The organism is Paenarthrobacter sp. NPDC056912 (assembly GCF_042786555.1).
Lineage (GTDB): Bacteria > Actinomycetota > Actinomycetes > Actinomycetales > Micrococcaceae > Arthrobacter.
Map to the genome: position 1 here is coordinate 51,381 of NZ_JBHUCD010000011.1, position 24,395 is coordinate 75,775.

General features: G+C 61.8%; 28 protein-coding genes and 3 tRNA genes. 10 read left to right on the forward strand and 21 right to left on the reverse strand.

The genetic code is table 11. The features are described from left to right. Positions 1-36 precede the first annotated feature (36 nt). The 4 genes from ACFRJ9_RS13290 to ACFRJ9_RS13305 form a co-directional block, all read right to left on the reverse strand. Positions 37-309, reverse strand: a complete 273-nt coding sequence (locus tag ACFRJ9_RS13290; protein WP_377668594.1) for a hypothetical protein — start codon at positions 307-309, stop codon at positions 37-39. Next, a complete protein-coding gene (locus ACFRJ9_RS13295) occupies positions 306-1,190 on the reverse strand; it encodes a carbohydrate ABC transporter permease (protein WP_377668596.1) in 885 nt (294 codons plus the stop codon). The genes ACFRJ9_RS13290 and ACFRJ9_RS13295 overlap by 4 nt, the downstream gene beginning before the upstream one ends. A gap of 1 nt (position 1,191) precedes the next feature. After that, the gene (locus ACFRJ9_RS13300; protein WP_377668599.1) at positions 1,192-2,211 is read right to left on the reverse strand and encodes a carbohydrate ABC transporter permease; all 1,020 of its coding nucleotides are present in this window, start codon (positions 2,209-2,211) and stop codon (positions 1,192-1,194) included. A gap of 88 nt (positions 2,212-2,299) precedes the next feature. Further along, positions 2,300-3,592 (reverse strand): ABC transporter substrate-binding protein, encoded by a 1,293-nt coding sequence (locus tag ACFRJ9_RS13305; RefSeq protein WP_377668601.1) that lies wholly within the window; start codon positions 3,590-3,592, stop codon positions 2,300-2,302. 254 nt (positions 3,593-3,846) lie between these two features. Between ACFRJ9_RS13305 and ACFRJ9_RS13310 the strand changes: the two genes are divergently transcribed. Further along, on the forward strand, positions 3,847-4,248 hold the full coding sequence (locus ACFRJ9_RS13310) for a multiprotein-bridging factor 1 family protein (RefSeq protein WP_377668604.1): 402 nt from the start codon (positions 3,847-3,849) through the stop codon (positions 4,246-4,248). 7 nt (positions 4,249-4,255) lie between these two features. On the opposite strand, the gene ACFRJ9_RS13315 is transcribed toward ACFRJ9_RS13310, so the two are convergent. From ACFRJ9_RS13315 to ACFRJ9_RS13355, 9 genes are all read right to left on the reverse strand, one after another. Continuing rightward, the gene (locus tag ACFRJ9_RS13315) at positions 4,256-4,900 is read right to left on the reverse strand and encodes a DNA alkylation repair protein (protein WP_377668886.1); all 645 of its coding nucleotides are present in this window, start codon (positions 4,898-4,900) and stop codon (positions 4,256-4,258) included. A 170-nt stretch (positions 4,901-5,070) separates the two neighbouring features. After that, entirely contained in the window at positions 5,071-5,406 is a 336-nt protein-coding gene (locus ACFRJ9_RS13320) for a hypothetical protein (RefSeq protein WP_377668606.1), read from the reverse strand. Positions 5,407-5,593: 187 nt separating this feature from the next. After that, positions 5,594-6,205 (reverse strand): hypothetical protein, encoded by a 612-nt coding sequence (locus tag ACFRJ9_RS13325; RefSeq protein ID WP_377668609.1) that lies wholly within the window; start codon positions 6,203-6,205, stop codon positions 5,594-5,596. Further along, positions 6,202-6,846, reverse strand: coding sequence for a DUF6286 domain-containing protein (locus tag ACFRJ9_RS13330; protein WP_377668612.1), 645 nt, complete (start codon positions 6,844-6,846; stop codon positions 6,202-6,204). The genes ACFRJ9_RS13325 and ACFRJ9_RS13330 overlap by 4 nt, the downstream gene beginning before the upstream one ends. Next, positions 6,843-7,223: a hypothetical protein gene (locus ACFRJ9_RS13335; protein ID WP_377668614.1), complete on the reverse strand. Its 381-nt coding sequence runs from the start codon at positions 7,221-7,223 to the stop codon at positions 6,843-6,845. The genes ACFRJ9_RS13330 and ACFRJ9_RS13335 overlap by 4 nt, the downstream gene beginning before the upstream one ends. Next, the gene (locus tag ACFRJ9_RS13340; protein WP_018779541.1) at positions 7,220-7,411 is read right to left on the reverse strand and encodes a DUF2273 domain-containing protein; all 192 of its coding nucleotides are present in this window, start codon (positions 7,409-7,411) and stop codon (positions 7,220-7,222) included. The genes ACFRJ9_RS13335 and ACFRJ9_RS13340 overlap by 4 nt, the downstream gene beginning before the upstream one ends. After that, positions 7,408-7,854 (reverse strand): Asp23/Gls24 family envelope stress response protein, encoded by a 447-nt coding sequence (locus ACFRJ9_RS13345; RefSeq protein WP_377668618.1) that lies wholly within the window; start codon positions 7,852-7,854, stop codon positions 7,408-7,410. Before ACFRJ9_RS13345 ends, ACFRJ9_RS13340 begins: the two co-directional genes overlap by 4 nt. Positions 7,855-7,935: 81 nt before the next feature. After that, positions 7,936-8,460: a hypothetical protein gene (locus ACFRJ9_RS13350; protein WP_377668621.1), complete on the reverse strand. Its 525-nt coding sequence runs from the start codon at positions 8,458-8,460 to the stop codon at positions 7,936-7,938. A 264-nt stretch (positions 8,461-8,724) separates the two neighbouring features. Then, positions 8,725-8,901, reverse strand: coding sequence for a hypothetical protein (locus ACFRJ9_RS13355; protein WP_377668623.1), 177 nt, complete (start codon positions 8,899-8,901; stop codon positions 8,725-8,727). Between ACFRJ9_RS13355 and ACFRJ9_RS13360 the strand changes: the two genes are divergently transcribed. Together ACFRJ9_RS13360 and ACFRJ9_RS13365 are read left to right on the forward strand one after the other, a co-directional pair. Beyond that, positions 8,891-9,301, forward strand: a complete 411-nt coding sequence (locus tag ACFRJ9_RS13360) for a DUF6318 family protein (protein WP_377668626.1) — start codon at positions 8,891-8,893, stop codon at positions 9,299-9,301. The two genes, ACFRJ9_RS13355 and ACFRJ9_RS13360, sit on opposite strands and share 11 nt — an antisense overlap. 2 nt (positions 9,302-9,303) lie before the next feature. Then, positions 9,304-10,245 carry a hypothetical protein gene (locus ACFRJ9_RS13365; protein WP_377668628.1) on the forward strand — a complete coding sequence of 314 codons (942 nt, stop codon included), beginning with the start codon at positions 9,304-9,306 and terminating at the stop codon, positions 10,243-10,245. Positions 10,246-10,297: 52 nt separating this feature from the next. Here the strand turns inward: ACFRJ9_RS13365 and ACFRJ9_RS13370 are convergent, their stop codons facing one another. Both ACFRJ9_RS13370 and ACFRJ9_RS13375 read right to left on the reverse strand, forming a co-directional pair. Next, the gene (locus tag ACFRJ9_RS13370; RefSeq protein ID WP_377668631.1) at positions 10,298-11,125 is read right to left on the reverse strand and encodes a glycerophosphodiester phosphodiesterase; all 828 of its coding nucleotides are present in this window, start codon (positions 11,123-11,125) and stop codon (positions 10,298-10,300) included. A 74-nt stretch (positions 11,126-11,199) separates the two neighbouring features. Next, complete coding sequence (locus tag ACFRJ9_RS13375) at positions 11,200-11,952, reverse strand: MgtC/SapB family protein (protein ID WP_377668634.1); 753 nt, start codon at positions 11,950-11,952, stop codon at positions 11,200-11,202. A 579-nt stretch (positions 11,953-12,531) separates the two neighbouring features. Between ACFRJ9_RS13375 and ACFRJ9_RS13380 the strand changes: the two genes are divergently transcribed. From ACFRJ9_RS13380 to ACFRJ9_RS13395, 4 genes are all read left to right on the forward strand, one after another. Next, the gene (locus tag ACFRJ9_RS13380; RefSeq protein WP_377668888.1) at positions 12,532-13,383 is read left to right on the forward strand and encodes a carbohydrate ABC transporter permease; all 852 of its coding nucleotides are present in this window, start codon (positions 12,532-12,534) and stop codon (positions 13,381-13,383) included. Beyond that, positions 13,380-14,261, forward strand: a complete 882-nt coding sequence (locus ACFRJ9_RS13385) for a carbohydrate ABC transporter permease (RefSeq protein WP_377668636.1) — start codon at positions 13,380-13,382, stop codon at positions 14,259-14,261. The genes ACFRJ9_RS13380 and ACFRJ9_RS13385 overlap by 4 nt, the downstream gene beginning before the upstream one ends. A 59-nt stretch (positions 14,262-14,320) precedes the next feature. After that, the gene (locus tag ACFRJ9_RS13390; protein ID WP_377668639.1) at positions 14,321-15,688 is read left to right on the forward strand and encodes an ABC transporter substrate-binding protein; all 1,368 of its coding nucleotides are present in this window, start codon (positions 14,321-14,323) and stop codon (positions 15,686-15,688) included. 370 nt (positions 15,689-16,058) lie between these two features. Next, a complete protein-coding gene (locus ACFRJ9_RS13395) occupies positions 16,059-16,286 on the forward strand; it encodes a hypothetical protein (protein WP_377668642.1) in 228 nt (75 codons plus the stop codon). Between the two features lie 66 nt (positions 16,287-16,352). Here ACFRJ9_RS13395 and ACFRJ9_RS13400 read toward each other — a convergent pair. The 3 genes from ACFRJ9_RS13400 to ACFRJ9_RS13410 form a co-directional block, all read right to left on the reverse strand. After that, a tRNA-Phe gene (locus tag ACFRJ9_RS13400) sits at positions 16,353-16,428 on the reverse strand. A 46-nt stretch (positions 16,429-16,474) separates the two neighbouring features. Then, positions 16,475-16,548: transfer RNA gene (locus ACFRJ9_RS13405), tRNA-Asp, on the reverse strand. A gap of 84 nt (positions 16,549-16,632) precedes the next feature. Further along, a tRNA-Glu gene (locus ACFRJ9_RS13410) sits at positions 16,633-16,705 on the reverse strand. A 291-nt stretch (positions 16,706-16,996) separates the two neighbouring features. On the opposite strand from ACFRJ9_RS13410, the gene ACFRJ9_RS13415 reads away from it, so the two are divergent. Next, a complete protein-coding gene (locus ACFRJ9_RS13415) occupies positions 16,997-18,007 on the forward strand; it encodes a DMT family transporter (protein WP_377668644.1) in 1,011 nt (336 codons plus the stop codon). Between the two features lie 10 nt (positions 18,008-18,017). On the opposite strand, the gene ACFRJ9_RS13420 is transcribed toward ACFRJ9_RS13415, so the two are convergent. Both ACFRJ9_RS13420 and ACFRJ9_RS13425 read right to left on the reverse strand, forming a co-directional pair. Beyond that, positions 18,018-18,941, reverse strand: coding sequence for a carbohydrate kinase (locus ACFRJ9_RS13420; RefSeq protein ID WP_377668646.1), 924 nt, complete (start codon positions 18,939-18,941; stop codon positions 18,018-18,020). Then, on the reverse strand, positions 18,938-20,002 hold the full coding sequence (locus ACFRJ9_RS13425; protein WP_377668648.1) for a LacI family DNA-binding transcriptional regulator: 1,065 nt from the start codon (positions 20,000-20,002) through the stop codon (positions 18,938-18,940). Before ACFRJ9_RS13425 ends, ACFRJ9_RS13420 begins: the two co-directional genes overlap by 4 nt. Before the next feature lie 120 nt (positions 20,003-20,122). On the opposite strand from ACFRJ9_RS13425, the gene ACFRJ9_RS13430 reads away from it, so the two are divergent. Both ACFRJ9_RS13430 and ACFRJ9_RS13435 read left to right on the forward strand, forming a co-directional pair. Then, a complete protein-coding gene (locus ACFRJ9_RS13430; protein ID WP_377668650.1) occupies positions 20,123-20,641 on the forward strand; it encodes a metallopeptidase family protein in 519 nt (172 codons plus the stop codon). 10 nt (positions 20,642-20,651) lie between these two features. Next, positions 20,652-21,572 (forward strand): cation diffusion facilitator family transporter, encoded by a 921-nt coding sequence (locus ACFRJ9_RS13435; protein ID WP_377668652.1) that lies wholly within the window; start codon positions 20,652-20,654, stop codon positions 21,570-21,572. On the opposite strand, the gene ACFRJ9_RS13440 is transcribed toward ACFRJ9_RS13435, so the two are convergent. Continuing rightward, positions 21,569-24,391, reverse strand: a complete 2,823-nt coding sequence (locus ACFRJ9_RS13440) for a PEP/pyruvate-binding domain-containing protein (protein WP_377668654.1) — start codon at positions 24,389-24,391, stop codon at positions 21,569-21,571. The genes ACFRJ9_RS13435 and ACFRJ9_RS13440 overlap by 4 nt on opposite strands. Between the last annotated feature and the right edge of the window lie 4 nt (positions 24,392-24,395).

A 24,395-nucleotide genomic window follows, 5' to 3' on the forward strand; every position in this document is an offset into this window, starting at 1 on the left:
GCAGGTTGTTTCGCCGTTCCCTGGCTGAGGCACTTCTCAGCTAAGGCGCCTGGTGGTCCTGCTGGGAAGCTTCTTGCGCAAGCGCAGAATTCCCCACAGGGCGAGGACGACGGCCAGCAGACCCAGCGCCCAGCCCAAGGCGGACTGGCCGGTGACTTCCATGACGATCGTTGTGACCAGGAGGACCAGCGCCCAGAAACCCAGGAATCCGATGATGATGTCGAAGTCCTCGGCGGACCGGACACGCTTGGTGTCCGGATCCGCTTTCCGGGCGGGAGCCTGCCGCCGTTTGTCCGCCGAACTGATCACTTGACAGCACCCGCTGTCAGGCCGGCAACAATCTTCCGCTGGAACACGAGAACCAGGATCACCAAGGGAATAGTGACTACTGTTCCCGCTGCCATGACTGCCGTGTACGGCTCCTGGTGCGGTTGTGAACCGGCGAAGTACGCGATGGCCACGGTGACCGTCTTGGTCGCGTCATTGGACAGCTGGCTGGCGATCAGGAACTCGTTCCACGATGCGATGAACGCGAGGATAGCCGTGGTGAAAGTGGCAGGAGCTGCCAGCGGGAGAATCACCTTGCGGAATGCCTGGCCCTGGGTGCAGCCATCGATGCGTGCCGCTTCCTCGAGTTCCCACGGCATTTCGCGGAAGAACGATGTCAGCGTGTACACGGTCAGTGGAAGCACGAAGGAAATGTTCGGAATGATCAGTGCTTGGTAGGTACCGAACCAGCCGATGTTCGTGAACAACTGGAAAAGCGGGGTAACCAAGGCAACACCGGGGAACATGGAAGCTCCCAGGATGAAGCCGAGGACTACGAACTTGAACCGGAAGTTCAGGCGTGCCAATGCGTAGGCCGCGAACACGCCCACAACCAGCGCAACAACGGTTGTCACGGCGCCCACGATGAGGCTGTTCAACAGGTTCTTACCGAAGTGGTTGCCCAGGCTCTCGTCGAACACCGTGGTGAAGTTGTCCCAGGTTACGTGGGTGAAGAATGGGGTGGTGTCGAACGTGTATCCGACGTCCCGGAACGCTGTGACAACCATCCAATAGAACGGTGCAAGGCACCAGATAAGGATGATGACCGCACTGACGTACGTGCGGAACGATCCCCAGTTGAACGGGCGCCTGGGCCGGTCGGTGGGGGTGGTGGAAGTCCTTGAAGCTGTGGCGGTGGTCATCTCACTTGGCCTTTCCGGACGTAGTGGCGGCATCTACCGCGTTGGCCCCGAGGAAGCGGACAAAGATGAAGGCCACGAGGAAGATCACTATGAAGGTAATGGTCGATAGCGCCGCTGCGGTATTGAATCCTTGCCGGATCTGCTGCACCACCAAAATAGAGAGCGTGGTGGTGCCGTTGGCTCCCTGGGTCATGATGGCCGGGAGGTCGTACATGCGCAGGGCATCCAGCACGCGGAACAGGATGGCGACCATGAGGGCCGGCTTCACCAGCGGGAGCGTGATCAGGCGGAAGCGCTGCCAGGTGGAAGCGCCGTCCACCTTGGCAGCTTCATAGACCTCATCCGGAATCAGCTGCAGGCCGGCAAGGATCAGCAACGCCATGAACGGCGTTGTCTTCCAGACGTCGGCAATGATGATGGCCCATTTGGCAGGCCACTCGGAACCCGTCCACAGGATCTGTGTGCCGAAGAGCTTGTTGGCGATGCCTTCGAACGCGAAGATGAAGAACCAGAGCTTGGCGGTAACGGCCGTGGGGATGGCCCATGGCACCAGGACGGCTGCGCGGATGAGGCTCCGGCCCCGGAAAGCACGCGCCATGATGATTGCCATCCAGAAGCCAAGGACGGTCTCAAAGGCCACCGTGACAATGGTGAAGAAGAAGGTCGTTCCCATGGAGTCCCAGAACTGGGCTCCCAGGGTACCTGGAGGACAAGCTACTGTGCCGCCGCCAGGCGCCGAGCATTGCTGCAAAAGCCAGTGAATGTAGTTGTCGAAGCCTGCCGGGCCGCCTTCGGAGAAGAAGCCCGTGGCCGGGTCAAGGCCGGAATCCTTTTGGAAGGACATGACGATCGCGTTGATCACCGGATAGATGATCACGATCGCCAGCAGGATCAGCGACGGTGCGAGGAGCGTGTACGCCCAGCGACCCTGCGTGGCTTGTTTCCTGTCGGCGCTTTCGCGACCCGGCAGCTTATGGTCGGCAGCCGCCGTCGTCTGCGGTTTTTGTAGTTCTGTTGACATGTCAAGACTCCTGTCAGGGAGAAGGCCGTCGCCGTCAGTCCGGCCGCCCGTCCGTCAGGAACGGGCGGCCGGACTGCGGCCCGGGTGGTTACTTTGCTCCGGCCGACTCAATTGCCTTCTGCATGTCGGAGATTGCCGTGTCTACGGTCTTTTCTCCCTTGAGTGCTGCGTATGCGTTGTCCTGAACAGCCTTGGTGACTGCGGGGTAGAACGGCGTCACGGGACGCGGAACCGCGTTCTCGATGGATGTCTTCAGGACAGGCAGGTACGGCAGCTTGGCTACGAGTTCCTGATCGTCATACAGCTTGGTCAGCACGGGGGCCAAGGAACCCTGGGTTGCGTAGAACCGCTGGGTCTCTTCACTGGCGATGTACTTGATGAAGTCCGTGACCGTTGCCTTGTTCTTGGAGTAGACGCTCATGGCGATGTTGTGCCCGCCCAGGGAGGAGGCGCCGGGGCCGTCCTTACCGGGAAGCGGAGCCATCTTGAACGTGTCCTTCACAGTGGACGAACCGTCCGTCTTGGCCAGGTTGTAGACGTACGGCCAGTTGCGGAGGAACAGGAGCTTGCCGGATTCGAACGCCTGGCGTCCCTGCTCTTCCTGGAAGGTGATGGCCTCCGTGGGGATGTTGCCGTCCTTGTATGCTGCGACCAGGTTGTTCAGGCCCGCCTTGGCTTCGTCGGAGTTGACGGCTGCCTTGCCGGAATCGTCAACGATCTTGCCACCGGCCGAGTTGATGGCCTCGGCCGCGTTGACCGTCAGGCCCTCATACTTCTGGAACTGGCCTGCGTAGCATCCGATGTTGTTCTGCTTGGCGATGTCGCACATGCCCATCATCTCGTCCCAGGTCTTGGGCGGGGTGGGGACGAGGTCGCCACGGTAGTACAGGATGCCGCCGTCGGAGCTCTGCGGGGCCGCGTACAACGTGTTGTTGTAGGTGGCGCTCTTCACGGTGGACTCGAGCATGCCGTCCGTGGAAATTGCGGTCTTGTCCTTGAGCGGCTGAAGCCATCCCTTGGCGGCGAATTCCGCTACCCAGATGAGGTCGACGCTCATGACGTCGTAGTTGGTGTTCTTGGCCTGGAAGTTCTGAACGAGGTCATCGTGCTGTTGGTCGGCCTGGTCGGACTGCTCCTTGAAGGTCACCTTCTCATCGGGGTGTGCAGCGTTCCACTTTTCGATGAGCGGGCGGACAACGTTGCTGTTGTCTTTGCCCTGGACATACGTGATCGGCCCGCGGCCGTCGAGGTTGTTGGCTGCGTCGCCGCTGGCACCGCCTGAGCTGGTGCCGCCGCCTCCTCCGCCGCCGCCGCAGGCGGTCAGGGACATAGCCAGGACTCCGGCGATCGCTGCCGGAAGCAGGAACTTCTTGGATTTCATGCTGGGAACTCCTCAGTGAGTGGACCAGGTATTTCCGCGATGCGGTTGATGTGGTGAGGCTCACACTAGCCATGGTCGCACTAAAAATGCAAGCGCTTACACGCAAAGTGACCACAACGATACCAAGCAGCCTGAGCATTGACATTTCCGACTCGCACTCAGCCTCGAATGCCGGATTTTCGGGCGGGTCACGTTTGAGTCGAAGAAGGCGCGCGATTTGTTTACCCAGTGTTGCCTATGGAACAGTGGGAAGCGTGGATGAACTTGAAGCACTGCAAACCATTGGCCGTCTGATCAAAGAAGAGCGCCTGGCGCAAGGTCTGAGCCAGGTGCAGTTGGCCAAGCAGGCGGGAACCGCCATCAAGACCGTGCGGACGCTGGAGTCCGGAACACGCCGGACCCAGGAAATCAACCAACGCAAGCTTGAGCACGCCCTTGGTTGGCGGGCCGGATCCGTCTCGGAAGTCCTCAAAGGGAAGTCCAACTTCGCCCCGGACATGATCACCCCGGACGACATGCGCACGGGCGATGATTCACGCCAAGGGTCCCCGCGAGTGGCTGTTCCGGCAGCGCCCATCGCCAGGGCATCCCACCTCTCGGATGAGGAACTTCTCGCAGAGATTACCTACCGGATGATGCACCGCAACAGGAACTGACCGCTCCCTACGGGTTGTCCCGGCGCCGCACCATCTCGTTGATCCAATCGGGCGCAAACGGAGACGTGCAGTTTGGCGGCGTCGGATAGTCCTTGAGGACCTCCAGTCGCTCACCAATGTCCAGCGCCCGCTCGCGGTACTCGGGGTGTTCGATCCCGATCTGCGCAAGGCAGTGGTTCATCGCCCACTGCAGCCGCTCGGGCGCATCCTTCATGTCGGACTCAATGATGTCCAGCAACGCGGCCAATTCCAGGCCCTCGGGCTTCTTGACCACCCGTTCGGACGTCAGCGCCCAGCCTGCACTCGCCACCACGGGATCGGAATCGGCAAACCACTCCCCACGCAATGATTCGGAGTGCGGGCTCTTCTTCACCACGTAGTTCACCAACCAGTCCTGAACCTTGGGTGTGCGGGCTTCCCGCAGCATGGCATCGAGTTCATCCCGCCCGAAGGCCTTGGGGCGGCAAATCAGGAGTGACAGCAACCGCGCAGCAGAGTCGCCCGTGTCCCACAGTTCCTGCGAGAGGTCGTGCTGGGTCTTCAGCCTCTTTGCGACAGCGCGAAGCTTGCCGAGGTTCACCCCATGGTCGTCGCCGTGTTTCTCGTTGACTTCGCGGGCCCGGGGTTCCTCAAGGGCGGCCAGCTCGGCCATCAGCCCCGTCAGGGTCGTGTCAAGCACCGTTGTTCCAGCCACCGGCTGCCTCCTGTCCTTCGTGTATGGGATTCAGGCTACTGGTTGAGGACAGCGGAATGGCAGCCCACATCCGCGCGGTTGTCCGCGACTGCTGCGAGCTGCCATCCGTGTGCGAAATGAGGCAGGGTTTACTTGTCGCCCTTGAAGAATCCGGCGATCTTGGCGCCGAGGCCCTTGACGTTTTCGGCGGCTTCTCCGGCGAATTCCTTGGACTTCTCCGCGACGTCGCCTGCCAATTCCTTAGCATTTTCCGCTACGTCCCCGGAAAAGAATTCCTTGACGTTTTCTGCAGCGTCACCAGCAAACTCTTTGACGTTTTCCGCAGCATCGCCAGCAAATTCCTTGACGTTTTCCACTGCGTCTCCGGCGAATTCCTTCGCGTTTTCGAGGGCCTCGCCTGCTGCATCCTTGGCGTTTTCTGCCGCGCCATTTACCGCTTCGGCGCCCGTGGTTTCTTCACTCATGCTGCTCTCCTCTGTGACGGTTGGACGTCGGCTGCTCCGGAAGTACTGATCATCGCGAAGCAATCGATGCGTGCCAAGGGAGGGTATCCCCCTTTGCTTTCAAGCTATTGCCAGAGCCAGCGTTTGGCAACGCAAAACGCTTTGCCCGCAACAATTGGAAAAATTGACGCCCGGAGGCGCCGCGCGGTCAACGAACTCTTTCGGCCTTGGTGAATTTGGCGCGCGTACCCGACACTATGTGCACGAGCACGGGCGTCTTCTTGCCGATCACCAGATCCAATGCCTCAACCAGTCGTGACACTTCCGCTGCGAGGAGGTGCGGCGCCACACCCTGCCTGGGTTGGATGCGCACCCTCAGCCCTGGTTGACCCTTGAACTCGTACGTGGCCACGGAGGCCCCGGCCAGATCCTGTCGCTCAGCCAGTGCTGCCCTCAGTGCCTGCTCCGCGACGCCACCGCCGATCCTGACGTCGCCGTCGATGTCGCTGTCGTCGTCGCTGGCCACCAACAGGTTTGCCCGGCCTTTGCCTTGCTGTGAAAGCCAGGCCACCATCGCAATGATGATGGCTACTACGATCAAACCCGCTACGATCCAGAGCCAGCTTTCCTCACGACCCGGGAAACGCGTCTGCCGGAAAGTGTCCTCAATCGCGGCCCACACGGCAGCGGACCAGCCGTGCCACCACGTGGCCACAGCAGGCACGGTGGCTAGAAGCACCAGGAGCAGTCCCACTGCCAGGAGCTTGGCGCCGATGATGAACAGCAGCACCCGGTTGAGTGCGCGCGGTGTTCCGTTCACGCTCCGACCACCCCCGACGACGCCAGGTTAACGCGGACGGCGGGCATGGGAAGCAACGACATTTCTTCCAGTTCAGACTGCACAGCCGTGAGCACCGCCTCTTGACTGACCCTGCTGCCGGACGTCGGCCGGACGTTCACCACGACCACTTGCCGTGAGACCACCACCATGACCTGCTCTTGGCTCACGCCCGCGGCAGTACGTGCGCGACGAGCCAGCGCCGAGGCGAGGACTTCGTCGTCAACCACGACGGCGATCCGCGGGTCCCGCAGCAAATGCCTGGCACGCCTGCCCGGAAGGACAGCCTGAAGAAGGAAGAAGAGTCCCACCATCGCAACGACAGCACCGCCAGCACCGAGCAAGAGCGGCGAAATCCCCTCCGGAAGGGCGATGATCCGCTCCGCCGCAGTCCCGGGATCGATAAGCCATGGCGGCTGTCCCAAAGCACGCACACCGGATTCCAACAAGACGTACACGCAGAGAACTATCACCAGGACAGCGGCGATCACAGCCGCGCCGGCACGGGAGGAATGCGTCTCACGGCGCAAGATGCGGCTCATGGCCGGGTCCTCCCCGGCAATCGGGCTGGCTCCTGTTTCGTGGCCCCCGGCCAAAGGCTCTGTTTGTTGATCCTGTGTCACTGAACGCGTCCTCCCTCCGTCACCTGGGCCCCGCTGATCCTGATATCCACCCTGCTGAGCTGCGAGCCGCTGAGGCGGGTGACGGTTTCGAGGACAACAGCCTTTGCCGTCACTGCGCGGTCCCAAATGGAGCCGCCGAAGCCTTGGACGCGCTGTGGATTGCGCAGCACTTCGCTCAACGCGGGGATGCTGATGGGTGCGACGATCGACAAAGCCAGCAGGCCGTCGTCGTCCGACCAATCGGCGCGGATGTCGCTGGGCGCAACTCCGAGGGCCTCGGCGGCCGCGGCCTTGGCCAAGGATGTCAAAGCCTGGGTACTGATCCGGTTATGGCCGGCCAGGCTGGTGGTGGATTCCACAGCCTCAGCCACGCTCATGACGAGGAGCGCCGGCCCGTAATGGCGTCCAGCACGCTCCGGAGGTCCAGCTTGCCCTCAGCCGCGCGGCCCAGCAAAGCACCGATTCCCATGAACAGCAGGGAAATCAGGAAGCCCCACAGCCCGAAAGAGAAGGACATGAACGCCACGAAGGCGCCAATAGCGATACCCACCACGGTCATACTCACTGGAGCGGCTCCCTTTCGGCCAGGACGGTCTTGGCACCAACAGGCTTGGCCGGTGGTGCCACGTAGACATCGTTGATTTCGATGTTCACCTCAATGACCTGCAACCCCACAAGTTCCTCCACCGCCTGGTACACCGCGGCACGGACCTGGTTGGCAACACCATGGAGGGGATGGCCGTAGAGGGCCACGAGGTTGATGTCTACCGCTACTTGGGTCTCGCCGACCTCGGCGCGGACACCGGCTGCGTGATCCGAGCTGCCCACGGCATCGCGAATCGCGCCGAGTGCACGCGAAGGACCTGAGCCCAAGGAGTAGACGCCTGGCACTGAACGGGCAGCGATGCCCGCTACTTTGGCCACGGCCGCCTCGGAGATGATGGTGCGCCCGGTACCGAGGATCTCGTCCCCAGGCACGGGATCAAGCCGCACGTTCTGGTCTTCCATGGAGCACTCCCCTTCTCTTGAGTACCACCCTAGCGTCTAGCTCTGACGCTTTGGGAGACGAGGGAGTGCGCGCGGCGCCGCCTACTTGCAGTTCTTATCCATCCAGTCCTGAATGGGCTTCATCAATTCTTCAAACTCCGGTTCTCCGTACTTGCTGAAGTCCGTTCCTGCCGCTTCCGTAAAGGCCCGCAACTTCTCAAAGCTGGGCTTCAGTTCTTCGGGAACTTTCCCCTGCATTTGGGACAGTTCCTGTTTGGCTTTCTCAATGTCCTCGGATTTACCGCCCACCAGTGCGGCCAAAGGCAGGATGGTCACGCTCAGCATGGTGGCACTCACGGAAATACACGCTTCCGACAACGAGGTGAACTCGCCATAGACACCGCCGGTTCCCGAGGAAGATCCCGACGTCGGTTCGGGACTTGCGCTGATGTCGGCAGATGGGTTGCTGCTGGGCGTTTGGGCTGCCGGCGCCTCCGACGACGACGCGATAGGCGTCGCTACCGGCAGCGGAAAGGAACAGGCGCTGAGGGTCAAGGTTAGGACCAGGAGCGCTGCTGATAGGAGGCCGCTGGGCCTGGACGTGCTTGGGCGTGTGATCGTGACCATGATGTCCCCCGTAGGATGCGTGCGATGACGAACCGGCGAGGCAAGAATACGCCCGGCATGCCAACGGTGAACAGAGGAAAGTTATCCACAACGCTCTTCCGCTGACTGGGTTGTGGTCCACGCGCCAACCTAGACTGGCCGACACATCGCCAAAACAGCCGCTGGGGAGCCTGTCATGCCACGCCCTTCGTTTGCCCTTTTTCCGTCCGCCCGCGCCCGATATGTCGGCATTTTTGTAGCCGCAGCTTTGCTTCTGAGCAGTTGTCAGGGCGGCGCTTCTCCGGGCACCACGCCTTCCGAAACAAGCCCGACGACGGCGTCACCCACCGCGAGCTCTTCGTCACCTGTTGCTTCGGCCAGCGCACCAGCCGCGTACAAACCGGCCGACGCGAAGGGCAAGGCCCAGAACGTGCCGGTGCCGGTGATGCCCGTGTTGGCCAAGGAGAACTCGAAGGCGGGGCTGGAGGCGTTTATTGGGTATTGGTACGCAACTTTCTCGTACGCAACGGAAAGCGGTGATCTGGATCCTTGGATTGAGATCACCGATACTTCCAACGTTGTGGCCGCCGCCTACAAGGAAGCTCTGGAACGCAACTATGCCCAGGGACGATGGATGGTCGGCGGACAAATCTCGACCCCAGTAATCGATGTTCTATGGGTAGACGGAACAGGCATCCAAGAAGCCAAGGTCCAAGTCATACAGAGTGAGACCAGCTATCACAATGCCGATGGGACCGTGGGCAAGGCACCCACAGCGGCATCCAACATAGCCGAGGCAGTCTTTGCCAAATTCGCAGATGGATCATGGCAGGTTACTGACAACGGAATGATCGTTGGCTAGGCGTGAAGACATTTCGTGTTGCTGTCCTCATTCTGATCGTGGCGACTCAATGGGGCGTGGCAATGTCGGCACACGCCTCAAGTGAAGATGGCGGGCCAATCAGTGTTGGTCGAGGTGAAACCTCTATTCGTGTCCGCGGCACATTCGTCTTCAACCCGGAAACGGGCAAATCGGAACCACAGCCCGGGACACCTCCCGAGAACGAGGACCCGAACCAGTACATGGCCGACACCCACTGCCGTGCGGACGGGCCCGACACCGTGGATCCAGGCTGCCTGTCACTCCAATGCCCAGCCACCACGGCAAGCGGCCAAGCCGGCACCCCGGTCATCTGGAAACAAGCACCAAAATTCATCACCAACCCCGGCTGGACCAACTGGATCCCGGTCAGCGGGCCTACCTGCCTCTATGCGCCCCAACCCCAGAACGTCCTACCCGCCATCGCCGCCCGGATCCTCAACGACTTCCGCCAACAACCCATCAACCCAGGAACCCTCCAAGCCCAACCCTTCCCCCACACCCTCAAAGGCGGACCCACCAACTTCTACACCACCACCACCGAACAAACCTTCCAGATCACCATCCTCGGCCAAGCAGTCCACCTCACCGCCACCCCCACCAACTACACCTACACCTTCGGAGACAGCACCACCCTCGGACCAACACCAGCCGCCGGGTACTCCATCCCCCAAACCCAATGGCTCACCACCAACACCCGCACCAGCCACAACTACACCCAAACCGGCAACTACCAAGCCACCCTCACCACCACCTTCACCGGCACCTACTCCGTCAACAACGGCCCACCCCTACCCATCAACGGAACCCTGGACCTCACCACCCCACCCAAAACCATCCGAGTCTGGACAACAGAAAAAGCCCTCGTCGCCGACACCTGCCAACAAAACCCCAACTCCTGGGGCTGCCCCGGCACACACCGCTGATGGATACAGGGGGCTCGCCACGCTGATCCCGGGCTGATGAGGGAACACCGGTTCAAAAGACGGCTACGGAATCCAAGAGAGGCAGCGATATGGGTCGGGCCGTTGGAAGCTTCACCGCATGGGCTCTCAACGCTCGCTGCGCCAGAGCAACGTCATTGACGCAAATTCCGTCAACCCCGAGTTGAACCGCTGAGCTTATTTGCTCCTCGGAAACGAGGGTCCATGGATAAACTTTCAGCCCGGCCGCCTGCGCCGCCGTCACCAGTTCGCGGTTGAGGATACTGAACTCCGGCGCCACGGCGGCGGCCCCGGTGGACAGGGCAGCATGCACCAAGGCTTCCGGCTCAGAAGGGTACAGCCCCAGTGACTGGCCGGGATTGGCTCGGCTGAGGGCAATCGCGGGTACATCCGGCAGCATGGCAGACAAGGCTCGAACGATTTGCGGATCGAAGCTGCGGACGCGCAAGGCCTGTTCGTGCTGGTGGGCTTTCAGGACCTTTGAGAGCGCCGACACGATTGCTTGGCCGTACTCATCCCACGGTGTGCTTTCGGTCTTGATTTCGATATCCAGGACGACGCCGGTGGCATTGGCGAATCGCAGGAGGGCAAGTGTTTCCGCCAGCGTGGGCGAGCGGGTTTCTACGTCTACGTCGGTGATCGTTGCAGGATGCTTCTCAACGGCCGCTTCACGTAGAGTCCGCCGGCGGATGTCCTCATCCCGAATGATGGCATCGTGGCGCAGAACCAGCTGCCCATCTGCCGTGAGCCAAATATCGACCTCGATGGCATCCACCCCAAGCCTAAGGGCTTCCACAAAGCTCGCCAGAGTGTTTCCATGCCGTGTAGCCAACACTCCGCGGTGGCCTTGAATCTCGATCATCGGTTCTTCCTTAGTGGTCATGAATTGGTGATGGATTGGATGCGGAAGTCGCCGTGAATTCCACCTCCAGGGGGCTATTCGGCCTCGTCAACGACGGAAACTTCGGTGACGGAGCCGAGCTGGGAAAGCCTGCCGACAATATCCGAGCCGGGCGCGGTACCTACGATTTCCAACTCAATTTCGATGAAATCCGCGACGACAGCGGAGTCCGAAGAGCCTTGCATCAGCCGATTCATGATTCCCTTCGCGTCTGCCGAACCTTGTGCGTTGGCAAACCCTTGGATCCTGAATCCTTGCTCGGTACACGTGCGCAGAATATCCCTCAACGCCCCTACACCGTCCAAGTAGGTCACCCTGAGCAGCCATTGGTCGGGCAAACCGAAACGAAGCTTTCCACTCAACACCGGATAGACGTAGACGATGATGAAGTGCGCAAAAGTGACAAAGACGGCAGGCAGCACCAGCCCCGCTCCAGCGGAGGTACCAACCGCTGCAGTTACCCAAATGGACGCTGCCGTGGTGAGGCCACGGACTTGATTGCGCCGCACGAACACCAGCCCGGCTCCGATGAAGCCGATACCGGAAACTACTTGGGCCGCCAACCGGGAGGGGTCCAGGCGCACCAGGTCCACCATCAGCACATCGCTGAAACCGTACTTGCTGACAACCATAAACAGGGCAGCGCCGAGGCCGACCATGGCATGCGTGCGCATGCCGGCGGATTTGTTCTTGCTCTGCCGTTCGAAACCTATGGCCGTGGACAGTAGCAATGCCACCGCCAGGGCGAGGCACATCTGCCACCATTGCGTTTCTGCGCTGAAGATCACGTCATGCTCCTGTTCAACTTTCGTCGCTTTCCCTCAACTGCCATGCGGAGTCTGTTCGGGAAATCCGGTGGGCAGGGGATGTTCCAGGAACGTTTCAGTGCAGCTTCAAGTACCGGCCATACGCCGGTGGCTCAATTCTTGAGAGTCAGGAAACATATGGTCAACAACTTTGCACGTTTGTGCAAAATTTGGAAAACCCGCTTGTCAGGACGTTCTTACATGATATTGAGAAGGCCCCCCAGAGGCCGGATTCCATGGAAATCTGCGTATGGGGCCCACCGAAAACGGCCCTTGTGCACTTGGCTGACTACCGTGTAGGTTGTCGAATGACATGAGGTTAGATTGTCAGGTCATACGCCCAAAAACCTGAACGAACCTACAAAAGATTCAGCTGCGCCCGGACAGCAGTGACGATGAAGTCAGAGGTCTGCGGTGAGTGCTGTCGACGCAAAAGTTTTAAGTAAGGTCGCGCCCAAATCTCCGGGCAGTGCAAAAGAAGGGTTTGACCCCCCGGACCAGGATGGACCGGCAAGCCCCGCCAGAAACCGGCGGTGGAACCGGCGCGCCCGAAGGGACGCGCTGGTCTTTATCGCTTTCGCGGCACCAAACGTTCTACTCATCCTGTTGTTTACCTACCGTCCGCTCCTCACGAATATCTACTATTCGACCTTGGATTGGACGTTGGGGGCCGCCAGTGCTACCGCCGTGGGATTGGGGAACTATGTGGAGTTCTTCAGCTCCCCTGATGCGTCCAACGTCCTGGGAGTAACCGCCGTCTTTACCGTCACAACGGTCGGTGGCGCTATGGCTTTGGGCCTCGTGGTTGCCCTGGCCCTGAACCAGAGACTCAAGGGCCGAACGTTTGCCCGAGCGGTGGTCTTTGCCCCTTACGTCCTGTCCGGGGTTGGCGTCGGTCTGGTCTGGCTCTTTATTTTCGACCCGACCTACGGCGTTCTTAGCTGGCTTCTCCGGGGAATCGGGCAAGCCAGCCCCCAGTGGGTCAACGATCCAAACCTGGCCTTGACGATGGTCATCATCGTTTACGTCTGGAAAAACCTCGGCTACTGCGCCGTTGTCTACCTGGCAGGGCTGCAGTCCATTCCTCCCCAGCTCATGGAGGCGGCCGCGCTGGACGGAGCCGGCAGCGTGCGGCGGTTCAGGTCGATTGTGGTTCCGCTCTTGTCCCCCACAACATTCTTCTTGCTGATCACCACTTTGCTCAGCTCCCTGCAGGCCTTCGACATCATCCGCATCATGACCCCGTCCGGCAACGGAACCAGCACCTTGATTTTTGACTCCTACCTTCAAGCGTTCGGTTCCTATAACCGGGCGGGATACTCCGCAGCGATTTCGGTTGTGCTGTTCATCGCACTGCTCATCATGACTGCCGTCCAGCTGCGATTCGTGGAACGAAAGGTTCACTACTCATGAGCAGCGCTACCGCTGAAACTGTGCCACACCGCGATCGCCCTTTCTCCCGGCAGAACCTGGGCCGGACGATCGCCGGAGGCTACCTCCCCCTCATCCTGGCAACACTCGTCGTCTTTGTTCCGCTGCTATGGATGATGCTCTCGTCCCTCAAAGCGCCCGGGGAGATTGTCACAACCAACCTGACGTTGCTTCCCAAGAACCCGAGCTTCCAGAACTACGCGGACGCGGCATCCACAGTTCCGTTCGCAAGGTTCTTCCTGAACAGCGTCATCGTCACCGTGATCGGTTCCACGATCAAATGCATCCTGGCCATCTTCACGGCTTACGCATTGGTCTTTGTCCGCTTTCCGTTCAAGAAAGTGATCTTCCTGCTGATCCTGGTAGCGCTCATGGTCCCGCCCCAGGTGTCCGTGCTCCCGAACTACGTACTGATTGCCGGCATGGGAGGCCTGAACACGTATTGGGGGATTATCCTCCCCGGCCTGGGAACGGCTTTCGGGACCTTCCTGCTGCGCCAGCACTTCCTCACCCTGCCGCAGGCCATCTTGGAGTCAGCTGAGATTGACGGGGCAGGCCACTGGCGCAAGCTGTGGAAGATCGTGGTTCCCGTTTCCGTGCCCAGCATCGCAACAGTGGCCTTGGTAACCATCGTTTCGGAATGGAACGAGTACATCTGGCCGCTGATCGTCACCGATCGCCCCGACATGATGACGCTCCCGGTGGGACTGACCCAACTGGTCAACAGCGACGGCGGAACACAGAACTGGGGAATGCTCATGGCCGGCGCCGTGATTGTCCTCGTCCCCATTCTGCTCATCTTCGCTGCCTTGCAGCGGTACATCGTCTCCGGGCTCACGCAGGGCTCGGTGACAGGTTGAACAACCAAACTCCCGGGTCCGCGCAGCGCGCCACCAACCAACAGGAAGGCACCTCCCCAATGTCCACACCACTTTCCAGGAAGCAATTCCTCTCTCTGGCCGGCGCAAGCGTTGGCGCCGCAGCCCTCGCAGCCTGCGCAGGACCATCCACTGACGGCAGCGGGACTGCCGCCAAGGAGCTTGCTGCGAGCGATTGGTCCACCGTAAAGCCCGCGTCGAGCATCAGTTTCATGTCCAGCCACCCCGGAAAATCCCGGGAAACGGAGCTGAAGCTGATCGAGGCGTTCCATGCAGCCAACCCGGACATCACGGTCAACCTCATCACCGGTGGTTCCAACTACGAGGAAGTGGCGCAGAAATTCCAGACGGCCCAGGCCGGCAGCGAGGTCCCGGACGTCGTAGTTGCCTCCGACGTTTGGTGGTTCCGCTATGCCGTGTCCGGTGCGATCCTCTCCATTGACGAACTCCTCAAAGCGGTCAAGGTCAGCACCTCGGACTACGCAGCCGGCCTGATCAGCGACTACAAGCACGACAACAAGCAGTGGGCAGTTCCCTACGCCCGCTCAACGCCGCTGTTCTATTTCAACAAGGACCATTTCAAAGCCGCCGGCGTTCCCGAACAGGCGCCCGCCACCTGGTCAGAGTTCGCTGAATGGGCGCCCAGGATCAAATCGGCAAATGCCTCGGCTCCCGGCTACCAAAACGCGTACCAGTATCCTGCCATCGCTGGCTATGCCGGTTGGACACTCCAGAACGTGCTGTGGGGCCAAGGCGGAGGCTGGTCAAAGGAGTGGGACATCACCGCCAACTCCGAAGCGTCGGTTGCCGCGATGCAATGGGTCCAGGACTCCATTGTGAAGAACGCGTGGGCGGGGGTGTCGTCCAAGAATGCCATTACGGATTTACAGGCCGGTGCCGTCAGCGCCACCATCAGCTCGTCGGCCGATCTCACCGCCACCCTGAAGGCGGCGAAGGAAGCAAACATGAGGATCGGCGTCGGGTTCCTTCCCGGAGGATCCGTCTCAGCCTCGCCAGTGTGCCCCACGGGCGGTTCCGGGCTGGTAATCGCCAGCAAGACGACGCCGGAGCGGCAGCTGGCGGCCGCCAAATTCATCACCTTTGTCACCAACGCGCAAAGCACGGCCACCCTGTCCGCGGCTACGGGGTACATGCCGGTGGCCAAAGACGCGGACATCTCCGCAATCGTCGCCCAGACTCCTGAATTCGCCACGGTGGTGGATCAGCTCAAAGTCACCCGAACCCAGGACTTCGCCCGCACTTTCCTTCCCGGCGGGGATCAGGAACTCGCAAAAGCCGCCACCAAGATCATGAACGAAAAAGCGGACGTCAAGGCAACCTTGACCGACCTCAAGGGAGCCTTGGAAGGCATCTATACCAAGGATGTGAAGCCGAAGCTCAAGGCGTAGGCGCGCCACCGAGGCCAAGCAAGGACGAAGCAACTGGCGAGCGTCGGCACCCGGCCCGGGTGCCGACGTCGAACCAGGCCCCGGATGATCCTCAATTGCAGGGTTAATGGTCCAAATTTCGCGTCACGTTGGCACCCAAAGGGTCACTATCTTTACGTGACAGGCAGCCCTGTTGGGGAGCAGCCCAAGGCAACCTGTCACGCAGCGCATCCATGGGCACCACTCCTGCCCCATGGTGCGTGCCTGCCAACCTAAGTCACTGGCAGGCGGTGGCCGGCCGGGTCGGGACACATTGGCCGGCCACCTTCACCCAACCGGAACCCCTATTCGGACCGAAAAGCCGCGTGCCGCAGAAAGGTGCAAATTGAGCATGGAAAACGTCAAAGAGTCCTTGGTCCTCCGCTGCGGAGATCTGAAGCGGGGAGACGTCATCGAGGGCTGGGTGTCGGGCAATCGGCGCCACAGGGGGACGGTCACGGAGACCATGCCTCGCTTGGGCCTGTTCTGGATCGTGGAAGAGCAGCTGGGCGAACGCAGGCTCTTGGACATGAACGAAGTGGCAATCGTACGTTTCACAGCAACTGCGCCGTCCCGTTGAGCTGAAGCAGTTAGAAACCCGTTAAAAGAAGAAAAGCACCAGTTCCGAAGAACTGATGCTTCCCAGTGGTGGCTCCGACCGGCGTCGATCCGGTGACCTTTCGATTTTCAGTCGAACGCTCTACCAACTGAGCTACAGAGCCTAGGTGACATGTCACCTTGAGAACCGAATTCCTTCGGTTCTCAGAGCGACCCTGACGGGACTTGAACCCGCGACCTCCGCCGTGACAGGGCGGCGCGCTAACCAACTGCGCTACAGGGCCTTGCGTTGCAGTATCTCTACCGCGTTTTTTTCAAGGCTTCTAGCTTACCAGACTTTTTTCATCCGATTTACCACTTGCCTTGCGTACCCCCAACGGGATTCGAACCCGTGCCGCCGCCGTGAAAGGGCGGTGTCCTAGGCCGCTAGACGATGGGGGCCTGAACTCAATTCGGATTTTGCAAGAAGAAACAACGCTTTATGCGTTCTTTCCGCTCCTCGCTCGTCCGAACTGGACTCTAAAACTTTAGAGCATAGATGGCGATATTCCCAAATCGAGGTCTGCGCGGCCTGCCGAGGAGTGAGGTCTCGCCGTTTTCAGAGGGTTTATGTGCCGAGATCTCACCCCTCGGCGGCCTGGTCAATGCGAGGGTCAAACATTGGCAGTTTCTTGCTGTGACGCGTCCGAAAACCGCCAGCCCGTCCCAGCCATCCACGGCTAGATTGGCTCTATGACAACCACTACCCCGGCCGAACCCGGCCAGCCTTCCCCGGGCACGCCGCCGCGCAACACTCCCGCGCCTGGAGCACCCATGAGCAAACTGGGCATCGCCGCCGTCATCGTCACCGTGGTCCTTTGGGCCTCGGCCTTTGTGGGCATCCGCGCCGTCGGCCCAAGCTTCTCCCCCGGTTCCTTGACCCTTGGACGGTTGGCGGTTGCCGCCGTCGTGCTGGGAATCGTAGTGCTGCCGACACTGAAGGTCTGGCCAAAGGGCCGGGAATGGTTGCCGATCGTGGCCTACGGCGTGATGTGGTTCGGCGGCTACAACGTTGCCCTGAACGCCGCGGAGCACATGCTCGACGCCGGCACCAGCGCCATGTTGATCAATGTCTCGCCAATTCTGATTGCCATTCTCGCCGGCATCGTCCTCAAGGAAGGCTTCCCCCGGTGGCTGTTGATCGGTAGCGGTGTGGCGTTCTGCGGAGTGGCGATGATCGCCTTGGGTTCCGGACAACGCTCGACGGCGGATGTCGCCGGAGTGCTGCTGTGCTTGCTTGCCGCCGTGCTCGCCTCGGTGAGCGCGATCCTGCAAAAGCCCGTGCTCCGGAAGTTCACGGCAGGCCAGGCAACCTGGTTCGGGATCATGGTGGGCACCATCTGTTGCTTGCCGTGGACCGGCCAGCTGATCTCCGAGGTCCAGGCCGCACCGCTGCCTGCGACACTGGGGCTTGTGTATCTGGGGATCTTCCCCACTGCCATCGCTTTCACGACGTGGGCGTACGCACTGTCCCTGATCTCGGCCGGGAAGCTCGCCGCCACGACCTATCTGGTCCCGGGCACCACCATCCTGATCTCCTGGGCAGTCCTTCAGGAGGTTCCCACCATCTGGGGATTGATCGGCGGCGTGGTGTGCTTGGTGGGCGTCGGGCTGACGCGGCGCACGCCAAAGCACAACCGGCAGAAGGCAAAAGAAGGGCGGCGCGCGTCCACAGCAGGAACGCACGCCGCCGAGAAGGGCTAGCCACTGATACCTAGCGGGCCATTCCGGCCAGAAGCTCGCGGTGCGTCGGCGGGTTGGCGCCGGGCCTGCCGACGGTGATGGACGCCGCCATGGATGCCGTGGTGCCAATGCGTTCGAGCACAGTGGGCGCCAGGCCGTCGCTCCCGCGCAGAAGGAGCCCCATGATCAGTGCCGACATGTAGGAGTCGCCGGCACCGATGGTGTCCGCGACATTGGACGGGATGGCCGGCACGTTGAGCTGCATAAGCCGGGTGGCCATGAGCGAACCCTTGGCGCCCTGGGTCACTACAGCCAGGCTCGCGCCGAGGGCAATGAGGTGGCTCGCGGTGTCCTCGAGGGCCTTGCCCGGGTAGAGCCAGCGGGCGTCGTCGTCGCTCATTTTCACGACGTTCGTCAGCGGCACCAGTCCTTCGAAGAGTGAGAGAGCTTCATGGTGGCTGCCCAGGAGGTCGGTGCGGATGTTGGGGTCATAAGTGATCATGCAGCCGCCCTGGGCCTGTTCCAGCAGGCTGCGAACAACGCCGGCGCCCGGTTCCAGGAAAGCGGCAATGGAGCCTGTGTGCAGGATTTTGGGGGCGTACGGCAGCGCGACCGGCGGCAGGTCCCAGTCAATCTCGAACGTGTATTCCGCGGAACCGTCGGCAGCGATCTCGGCAGTCGCTGTCGCCGTCTTCGGCAATGACTGCGAACCGGGCAGCAGCACCACACCTGCGCTCTGAAGATGCGCGGCGATGGCGTCGCCTCGGGCGTCGCGGCCGATCGCTGTGAGCAGGCCGGCTTTGACGTCCAGGCGACCCAGACCGTAGGCCACGTTGGCCGGTGAACCACCGGGGTATTCCGTCTGTCCATCGGGTGACTGCACGATGTCGATGAGCGCCTCACCGACCACGACGACGTCGAGGGGTTCAGGCGCGAGGTTGGGGGTGGCGGTCATGCGGTTCCTGTTCGTCGGTTGGGGAGGTGCGATGGCTGGGCCACTGAATGCCGTTCGATGAGGGGGCATTCGAATAATTCAGTGTGGCCCGGGGACGGCGAACCGGCGAGGATCAGCTCCACGGCACGCCTACCCATGTCAAGGAAGGGAAGTTCAAGGGTGGTCAGGCCCGGCCGGAGACACGGCGCGAGCGATTCCTGGTTGTCAAAGCCAACCACGGACACGTCTCCGGGGACAGAGAGCCCCAAGGATCCGAGCGCCTGATAGGCGCCCCACGCGCTGCGGTCATTGCCACAGAAGATTGCTGTGGGCGGATGGACCAGGGACATGAGTTCGAGCGTCTTGCGGTATCCACCCTCCTCCTGACCGTCGCCGGGCCGGTGGAGGTCGTCGTCGGCCGGAATACCGGCCTCCGCGAGCGCCTTCCTGTAACCGGCAAGTCGGCCCACGACAGCCGGCAGGGCGTCGTCGACGGCGCCAATGTTGATGAAGCCTATCCGGCGATGGCCGGCGTCGGTCAGCCTCTTGGTCGCGGCATAGCCGCCGAGCTCTTCCGACGGCGCGATGCTGGGGAAGGCGCGCTTCCGGTCTTGGGCATTAAGTACGACAGCGGGTACCTCACCGAGGACTGCCGGGACGTCCACCACCCGGTGATACATGGATGCATAGACCACTCCTGCAACCTTGTGGGAGAGCATGGCTTCCAAGGAGGCCGCTTCAAGCTCGGGGTCTCCGCCAGTGTTGACCGTGAGCAACAGCATGCCGGCCTCCCAGGCGCGCGCTTGCGCGCCCTCGATGATCTTGCCGGCAAAAGGCGCGGTGGCCACGTGGTCCCCCACGAAGCCGATCATTCCAGCCACGCCATCGCGGAGCACCTTGGCGTGGGCATTGGTCCGGTAGCCGAGATGTTGTGCGGCCTCATGAACCCGCCGTCGCGTTTCCTCCGAGAATCTGGCTCCCCCGGCGTCGTTGAGGACCAACGAGACCGTCGCTTGGGACACTCCGGCTGCGGCGGCGACGTCGTGCATCGTGGGGCCGGTCCGGAAGCGGGGGCGGGGCATGCAGCGCCTGTCTGTCGGGAGAATTAAGGAGCCTTGGTTATACGCATAACCAAGGCCCAGAAAACTGTATCTCCCATCACATCCAGCGTCAATCTGCCATCCGCGGACTAAAGTCGAATCATGCCCGCGAATCTCCCTCCAGGCCTTCCCATCGTTCCCGACGGCGAGCGGCCATCCTCGCCGTTGCCGGAGCGGAATGCCGTGCACAGCCCCGCTGAAATCACCGGCGCTGCCGGGTCCGCCGGTGCCGCCTCGATGGCGGAGGGCGCCCCTTTCGAGATGTCCCCCGAGGATTTTGAAGAAGCAGTCAGCGACGCCTTGCAGCTGATCCCGGCCAAAGCAGCCAGCGCCATGGATAACGTGGCGATCTTCATCGAAGACGACTACACACCACAACCCGGGGAGGACCCGAACACCGTACTGCTCGGCCTGTATGAAGGTGTCCCGCTGACAGAACGGGATTCATGGTGGGACGCAGGATCCCTGCCTGACCGGATTACGATCTTCCGACAGCCGATCCTGGACATTTGCAGCACCCGCGAACAAGTCATCGACGAAGTGGCCATCACCGTGGTACACGAGATCGCACACCACTTCGGGATCGACGACGACCGCCTGCATGAGCTCGGCTGGGGATAGCCTTATAACCATGGGGCACGATCACAATCATTCTCACGGAGTCACCGCAACCGGCAAGCACCGGAAGCGGCTCATAGCTGTCCTGTCCATCACTTTGGGCGTTGTGGGCATCCAGGTGGTTGGCGCCGTCGTATCCGGGTCCCTTGCGCTGCTGGCCGACGCCGGCCACATGCTGTCTGACGCAGCGGGCGTTTTCATTGCACTCATGGCTGCCTGGATCGCTACCCGCCCACCGAGCGATCAAAGGACCTACGGCTATCAGAGGGCAGAGGTCCTGGCGGCGCTGGCCAACGCCCTGATCCTCATTGTCATCGCCGTGGTGATCATGATCGAGGCCATCCGCCGCTTTGGGGAAACTGCGGACATCCAAACAGACGTCATGTTGTGGGCCGCCATCCTGGGCGCCGTGGCCAACCTCGTTTCCCTCTTGATCCTGCAGGGAGCCCAGAAGGAAAGCCTCAACGTCCGCGGCGCCTACCTTGAGGTCCTGGGCGACCTCCTCGGCTCCATCGCGGTCATAGTGGCGGCCGTGGTCATCATGACCACAGGCTTTGACGCCGCCGACCCCATTGCCTCGGTGCTGATCGCCTTGATGATCATCCCCCGCGCATGGCACCTGCTCCGCGACGTTGTGGATGTGCTCCTGGAAGCCACCCCCAAGGGCGTGGATGTGAACATGATCCGCGAACACATCATTGCAGTTGACGGCGTCGTGGAGGCCCACGATATCCACATCTGGACCATCACCTCCGGCGTACCGGTGTTCTCCGCTCACGTGGTGGTGGAGGACGAGGTCCTCAACGCCAGCGGGGCGGACAGCATCCTGGACCAGTTGGGGTCCTGCCTGGGACGCCACTTCGACACCGAGCACTGCACTTTCCAGTTGGAACCCGTCAGCCACTCCGAACACGAGTCCCACCAGCACGCCTAAGGGGCAGCGTCACCCGCGCTCTCAGTCATCACTGTCCCGGCTGCCCCGTCAACCGTGATGTGCTGGCCTGTGCTGATGCGGATGGTGGCGTCCGGAACACCCACCACGGCCGGTATGCCGTACTCACGCGCAACAACAGCGCCGTGCGAGTTGGGGCCGCCCATCTCCATGACCAGTCCCCCGGCCGTGAGAAACAGCGGCGTCCAGCCGGGATCCGTTGAGGGAGCCACAAGGATCTCTCCTGGCTCCAAGTGAGCGCCTACAGGGTCCATGATGACGCGGGCCGGTGCCGTCACCAGGCCGGCCGACGCCGGACTTCCGGACAGTGTGCCTGGACGGGCCGGTTTACCGGCGGTGACGGCCGTGGCCTCGGGCTCGGTGCCGTCGGACAACAGGACCCGCGGAATGTGCCTGCGCCGCAGCTCTTGTGCGTAGGACTCACGACGTTCCGCAACAAGCGCGTGGAGGTCGGCGCCTGCCAGGGCGGTCTCTGCCTCATTGAGGTCCAGGAAGAAAATATCCTCGGCAAGTTCTATCCGCTGCGATGCGGCAAGTTCATCGCCAACCAGCAACAACTGCTCCCTCGCCGCAGCCAACCCCAGGACGAGGTTGTACTTGGGCAACTCGCGCATCCCGGCGAACCTCCTGGTACGGTCCAGGGCGGTACGCACAATCGCCGCGTGCAACGGGCTCTTGGCACGTGCACGCGCCACTAGGCGCGCCACCTGTTCATCGGCTTCCCGGGCAGCCTTCTCAAACTGTTGATCCGGGGCGTCAGCACCCTGCTCAAGCCGCAAATAGTTGGCCACTACTCCGAGGATGTGAGTGGGATCGTCCGACCACCGCGGCATGCCAAGGTCAATCTCGGCCACCGCCCGTTGTCCGTAGACGCTGAGGAACGAATCCACGCCGGACTGGGCAACGGGCGGAAGCTGCCCGTCACGATACTGGTTTGCCAGTTCGGCTGCCGTTTGGCCCGCCAAGGCGGCAACGGCGTCGGGGACTTTTCGAATGTCTGAGGCGAGCGCCCAGAGCGCCAGGTCCATCTCGGTGGTGACGTTGTTGGGCAGGCCGCGGATCACTGTTTGGAGTTCATCCGACGGGGCCTGGTCTCCGAGCAATCGCCCCACCAACGCCAGCATCCCGAAGCCGAGGGCGGGAAAGGGAAACACGCGCGGCAAGGTGGCGAAGACTTCCTCTCCCAAGATCCTCTGCACGTGGTAGATCCGCTGGTGCGCCGTGGCGGCCATGGGAACGGTCAATGCCTCGCGAAGCTCCGCACTGAGCCGCTCCACGCGTTTGAGTGCAGCATCCGGGCGGAACAACGCCACGAAGACCGTCTCCGGAACGCGGTACTTGACCGCAACGGCCCCCACATGGCGGATCAGCTTCAACGGAGTCTTGATGGTCACCGTGAACCGGGGGTCATCAAAGAGGCCACGCATCAACATGGCGGAGCGCGCCTCCATGACATCGAAAACCCGCGGCACAATCGCCCTGCCCACCCGGCTGCGCAGCACCGCCGTGAAGTCGAAAAAGATCCGCTGGCCTGCCTCATAGTAGGGCGAAGGTCCGGACCGGGGATCAGGGACGTCAAAGGCGGCAGTCCTGGCGACGCAAGAGGCGATGAGGCGGATACCGGCCAAGCCCATGGGTGTCAGAGGCCTGGTGAGGCCCTGGGCCAGGCTGAAGTTCAGGAAAGCGTGTTCGCCGGGGGAACGGGGCCTGCGGGTTGTTTGCGGGTACAGCGTGGTGATGGGCCGGGCTTGGGTGAGCCACAACTTCCCGGCGTCATCTATGGCCCACTCAGTGTCCTGCGGCGCCCCGTAGTGCTCCTCCACACGACTGCCAAGTGCCGCCAGCGCCCGGACCTGGTCATCCCTGAGACAGGGCTGCGGGCCGCCGTCAATGCCGCGGTCATTGCCATCCGGATGGTGGCTGAACCTCTCAATACGCTCCGTGCCGCCGCCGGCCAGCGAACGGATCTCCACTTGATGGTCGCCGGTTGTCCGTTTCAGGATGGCGCCACTGCTGGTGTCCACGACGTACTGGTCCGGGTTCACAGCCCCTGACACCACGGCCTCGCCCAAGCCCGGGCTGGCATCAATGACGGTTTCATGCCGCTTACCGGTCACAGGGTTGGCGGTAAACATGACACCCGCGGTAGCCGAGTCAACCATCTCCTGCACCACCACTGCCAAAGCAACCGCGGAGTGGTCGATTCCATTGGTGGTCCGGTAGCTCACCGCGCGGTCGGTCCAGAGCGAAGCCCAGCATCGGCCAACGGCATCCAGGACCGAGTCCACGCCGACCATATTCAGAAAAGTGTCCTGTTGCCCGGCGAAGCTCGCAAAGGGCAAGTCTTCGGCTGTGGCTGAGGACCGCACGGCGACGGGGACGTTGTTCCCCAACCGCTGGTAGGCGCCTCGCACGGCCTCAGAGACGTCGGCAGGGACACCAGCAGCCAGCACCAAGGACCGGGCACGGGCAGCGAGCTTGTTCAGGTCCTCGAGATTCGCTGCGGCAACGCCCTTGGCATCCTTGATGTCCTGAAGCGCCGTGGCCTGCTCCAACGCCGAGAAAACGTCCTCCAGGCCTGCTGCCAAAAGGGCGTGCCGGTAGGCGTCCGTGGTCAGGCAGAAGCCCGGCGGCACGGGCAGTCCAGCGCCAGCGAGTTCACCGAGGTTGGCTGCCTTGCCGCCGACTTCCGGAAGCATGGACGCACGGATCCCGGCGATGTCCAGAATCAACCCCGAACCATCCCCGCCCAGACCCGCCGGGTGGTCCTGCGGCTGCTCTCCGGGCTGCTGGCTGTCCATGGGC

Excerpts from the sequence above, each read along its gene's own strand:
- ACFRJ9_RS13430 (WP_377668650.1), top strand. The coding sequence starts at position 20,123 with ATGCCCGCGAATCTCCCTCCAGGCCTTCCCATCGTTCCCGACGGCGAG.
- ACFRJ9_RS13300 (WP_377668599.1), bottom strand. The coding sequence starts at position 2,211 with ATGTCAACAGAACTACAAAAACCGCAGACGACGGCGGCTGCCGACCAT.
- ACFRJ9_RS13385 (WP_377668636.1), top strand. The coding sequence starts at position 13,380 with ATGAGCAGCGCTACCGCTGAAACTGTGCCACACCGCGATCGCCCTTTC.
- ACFRJ9_RS13390 (WP_377668639.1), top strand. The coding sequence starts at position 14,321 with ATGTCCACACCACTTTCCAGGAAGCAATTCCTCTCTCTGGCCGGCGCA.
- ACFRJ9_RS13345 (WP_377668618.1), bottom strand. The coding sequence starts at position 7,854 with ATGGAAGACCAGAACGTGCGGCTTGATCCCGTGCCTGGGGACGAGATC.
- ACFRJ9_RS13440 (WP_377668654.1), bottom strand. The coding sequence starts at position 24,391 with ATGGACAGCCAGCAGCCCGGAGAGCAGCCGCAGGACCACCCGGCGGGT.
- ACFRJ9_RS13415 (WP_377668644.1), top strand. The coding sequence starts at position 16,997 with ATGACAACCACTACCCCGGCCGAACCCGGCCAGCCTTCCCCGGGCACG.
- ACFRJ9_RS13425 (WP_377668648.1), bottom strand. The coding sequence starts at position 20,002 with ATGCCCCGCCCCCGCTTCCGGACCGGCCCCACGATGCACGACGTCGCC.
- ACFRJ9_RS13295 (WP_377668596.1), bottom strand. The coding sequence starts at position 1,190 with ATGACCACCGCCACAGCTTCAAGGACTTCCACCACCCCCACCGACCGG.
- ACFRJ9_RS13395 (WP_377668642.1), top strand. The coding sequence starts at position 16,059 with ATGGAAAACGTCAAAGAGTCCTTGGTCCTCCGCTGCGGAGATCTGAAG.
- ACFRJ9_RS13320 (WP_377668606.1), bottom strand. The coding sequence starts at position 5,406 with ATGAGTGAAGAAACCACGGGCGCCGAAGCGGTAAATGGCGCGGCAGAA.
- ACFRJ9_RS13350 (WP_377668621.1), bottom strand. The coding sequence starts at position 8,460 with ATGGTCACGATCACACGCCCAAGCACGTCCAGGCCCAGCGGCCTCCTA.
- ACFRJ9_RS13435 (WP_377668652.1), top strand. The coding sequence starts at position 20,652 with ATGGGGCACGATCACAATCATTCTCACGGAGTCACCGCAACCGGCAAG.
- ACFRJ9_RS13420 (WP_377668646.1), bottom strand. The coding sequence starts at position 18,941 with ATGACCGCCACCCCCAACCTCGCGCCTGAACCCCTCGACGTCGTCGTG.
- ACFRJ9_RS13315 (WP_377668886.1), bottom strand. The coding sequence starts at position 4,900 with ATGGCCGAGCTGGCCGCCCTTGAGGAACCCCGGGCCCGCGAAGTCAAC.
- ACFRJ9_RS13370 (WP_377668631.1), bottom strand. The coding sequence starts at position 11,125 with ATGATCGAGATTCAAGGCCACCGCGGAGTGTTGGCTACACGGCATGGA.
- ACFRJ9_RS13305 (WP_377668601.1), bottom strand. The coding sequence starts at position 3,592 with ATGAAATCCAAGAAGTTCCTGCTTCCGGCAGCGATCGCCGGAGTCCTG.
- ACFRJ9_RS13335 (WP_377668614.1), bottom strand. The coding sequence starts at position 7,223 with ATGAGCGTGGCTGAGGCTGTGGAATCCACCACCAGCCTGGCCGGCCAT.